Genomic DNA, 2,655 nt, shown 5'->3' on the forward strand with positions numbered 1-2,655 from the left:
CGCCTGCCAGCTGGGAGAACAGCAGACCACAGTACGGCGAAACTATTTTGTCGAAAACGGTGGTTTGTGTAGACAGCAGCGTTTCCATAGGTGAAGAGTGAAGTCGACATATATGCCACTTATAGAATCTATATACTTGTCATCATGAATGGATTCGCCGTATTCACAACGACCGGTCAGGGGACGACTGACGCAAGGCGGTGGGTATGGTAGTCAACCGTCCATCGCGAGTAGTTCCGTGTGATCCGGTACTCGCGAACGACTGCAACGTCTTCCAGCGACTCTTCAGGTTGTTCCCACGTAAACTCGTAGCCGGCGATCACGTCTCCCTCGTCGAGATATCCAACCGGATGCTCCGGCCCATCCCATTCGACTGAGATTGGATCGCCACCCTTTGGGGGCTGGACTCCACGGCTGACTGTCCCCTGGATGACGGATGGATCGGACGTTAACCCGTGCAACTGTGCTAAGTCACTAGCCTTGATCGGGAACTTGTCCTCCTCGCCGACGAACGAGTGCTGGGTTTGCCCGCGTACTGTTGCGTACTCTACACCCTCGATATCGATACCGAGAGCGTTGGACAGCAGGTGGGCAAACTCAGCGGCCCCCGTGCGGACTGTTTGGTTCTGCTCCTCAATCTGCAGGGTCGTCTCTGGCGTCCGAAGCTTCCTCGTGTATGGGTTCTCCGGCCGCTCAACGGGCATACAACTGCACAAGAGCGTCCCTTCTGGCCCCGTCAGAATCCACGGCTGCTGCCCGCACGGGATGGCGGTATATTGCGACGCAGTGTATCGGCCACCGCCAGTGAGGACACGCAATGCCTTTTCCAGTGCTTGGGCGTCAATGCCGTACCCGTAGCTGTCAGCGAGCCCGTCGACGAATGTGACTCGGGTGTCGACTGAACTGAAGTCGCCGTACGTGTTTGGGATTTGCAGGAGGTCGCCAGTTGCGTACTGCTCAACGTAGTCTCCGACATCCCCATCGACGACCCACCGCGTTTGCTGTTTGGTTGCTCGACCAGCCGGCGTGTTGATCGACGACACTGGCCGCTGCGTTGTCAGCCCCCAGTCCTCGTCTGGGGCCGCCCAACTCCCGTCGTCACGATCAGGGGCACGACACGTCGTCGCGCACCGGGCAATGCTTGCAGCATCGGGATCGAGGTCGTTGTCGGCGCTGTTTCCGTCTCCGAACGTACCGAGTGTCAAGTCAGTCATCCTCTCACCCACCAGAGGAGCACAAAATTTTGGACTGGCTCACGGTCAATACAGAGGGAAATCCAGCTGATACTCCAACGTGTCGTAGAAGTGTTCGTAACCTCCGTTGCGGTTTTGATGTATGGTCGCCTTCGTTTTCAGCAAGAGGATAGACATCTTTTCTTGGAATGTACAGGGGGCTTTCCCTCCATACACTCCTACCTGAACCCATCCGGTGAGGAGGCCACAAGCAAAGTGTTCACCGAGGCCGAACTCTATCCGAAGTGGAACTACAGCAATAGACTACGGTGCAACAGTACCAGTGTTCCCGTTCGACCCTGTGAATGGAATGTCGATTTCGAGACCGTCGTAGGCCAACATCGGCTTCTTTGCTTCGCCCGGTCCACCGCCCTGAAATTCGATAACGTCGATATCTGCAAGTTCAGAGAGGTTCCGATGTACCTGCTTGTAGTCTCGGTCAACCAGTTCAGCAGCCTCGCGGATGCTCGCCGGTTCATGTTCGGAGATCGCCTCCAACAGCTCCAGATTCTTCGGACTGAGGAGACGACTGAGTTCGGCGTACGAGTCGAAGTTCAGTGTCGGTTGGGCGTCGTCAAGTTCTTCGCCCTCCTGAGCGGCCTTGAGTCGACTACGCGTGCGCTGGTCGAGATGGTCGCTATTTCCGACGGTGACTTTGAGTGTGGGCATTGTGTTCCTCCCGGCGGCGTCCTACGGTGACCAGTTCCACGAGACGGGCGATAGTTCGGTAGCCTCCTCCTTGAAGCGGTCGTAAAGCGTCAGCATCCCCGGAAACTCGATGTATTCAACATCGTCGTGAATGTGGCGCTCGTGCCCTTTCGTCCGTTCGTGGGCATTGTCGTATCGGAGGATCGTGTTTCCGCCGACTTCCCCAAGATGGAGGCTGTAATCCCAACCACACGGGTACTGTTCATCGTCCGTCTGTCGGATGGTCACAGCAACGACGTAGCCGTCTTTGACATCCCGCCAGTCTTCGATGGTAGTGTAGGACGCCATCCGCTATCCTATGTTATTACCTCCATAGATATAAGCCTATGGAGACACCTCCATAACAGGGTCAAAAGACCACAATCGAGACTTTGTGTGCCGCCGGTCAGGTATATAAACGTCCAATCTTTTCGCGGGTCCGTAGAAAGCACTACCTTTGCACGGATAATTGGTGGTCCACTCTTAGAATAGCCCGTTGCACGCTTTCAAGATTAGCGCAGACCTGTCGTACAGCACTCACTCTGTCTCACATAACATCCAAGCAGACACGTTTTCTAACCCAATGCGATCGACTGAATTTCGTTCTAATCGGCTCTGGTGAATCGCGGGACTGCGTCGGTTTCGACCGTTAGAACTAGTGGAATGAAGCGGGGAATCGCCGATGGTCAATGTCGAAGATTTCCCGCTTCACGAGCAAAGTCGTTCAGTTAGCTAA

3 protein-coding genes are annotated in these 2,655 nt (G+C 55.3%); all 3 read right to left on the bottom strand.

What is annotated here, in order from left to right; translation table 11 throughout:
• Nucleotides 1-176: 176 nt before the first annotated feature.
• The 3 genes from G9463_RS23490 to G9463_RS23500 all read right to left on the bottom strand — a co-directional run bounded on the left by G9463_RS23490 (nucleotide 177) and on the right by G9463_RS23500 (nucleotide 2,228).
• On the bottom strand, nucleotides 177-1,214 hold the full coding sequence (locus G9463_RS23490) for a hypothetical protein (protein ID WP_165897980.1): 1,038 nt from the start codon (nucleotides 1,212-1,214) through the stop codon (nucleotides 177-179).
• Nucleotides 1,215-1,496: 282 nt separating this feature from the next.
• Complete coding sequence (locus tag G9463_RS23495; RefSeq protein ID WP_165897981.1) at nucleotides 1,497-1,901, bottom strand: transcriptional regulator; 405 nt, start codon at nucleotides 1,899-1,901, stop codon at nucleotides 1,497-1,499.
• 21 nt (nucleotides 1,902-1,922) lie between these two features.
• Nucleotides 1,923-2,228 carry a DUF6516 family protein gene (locus tag G9463_RS23500; protein ID WP_165897982.1) on the bottom strand — a complete coding sequence of 102 codons (306 nt, stop codon included), beginning with the start codon at nucleotides 2,226-2,228 and terminating at the stop codon, nucleotides 1,923-1,925.
• Nucleotides 2,229-2,655: the final 427 nt, after the last annotated feature.

This window comes from Haloarcula sp. JP-Z28 (assembly GCF_011440255.1).
Classification (GTDB): Archaea; Halobacteriota; Halobacteria; order Halobacteriales; family Haloarculaceae; genus Haloarcula; species Haloarcula marismortui.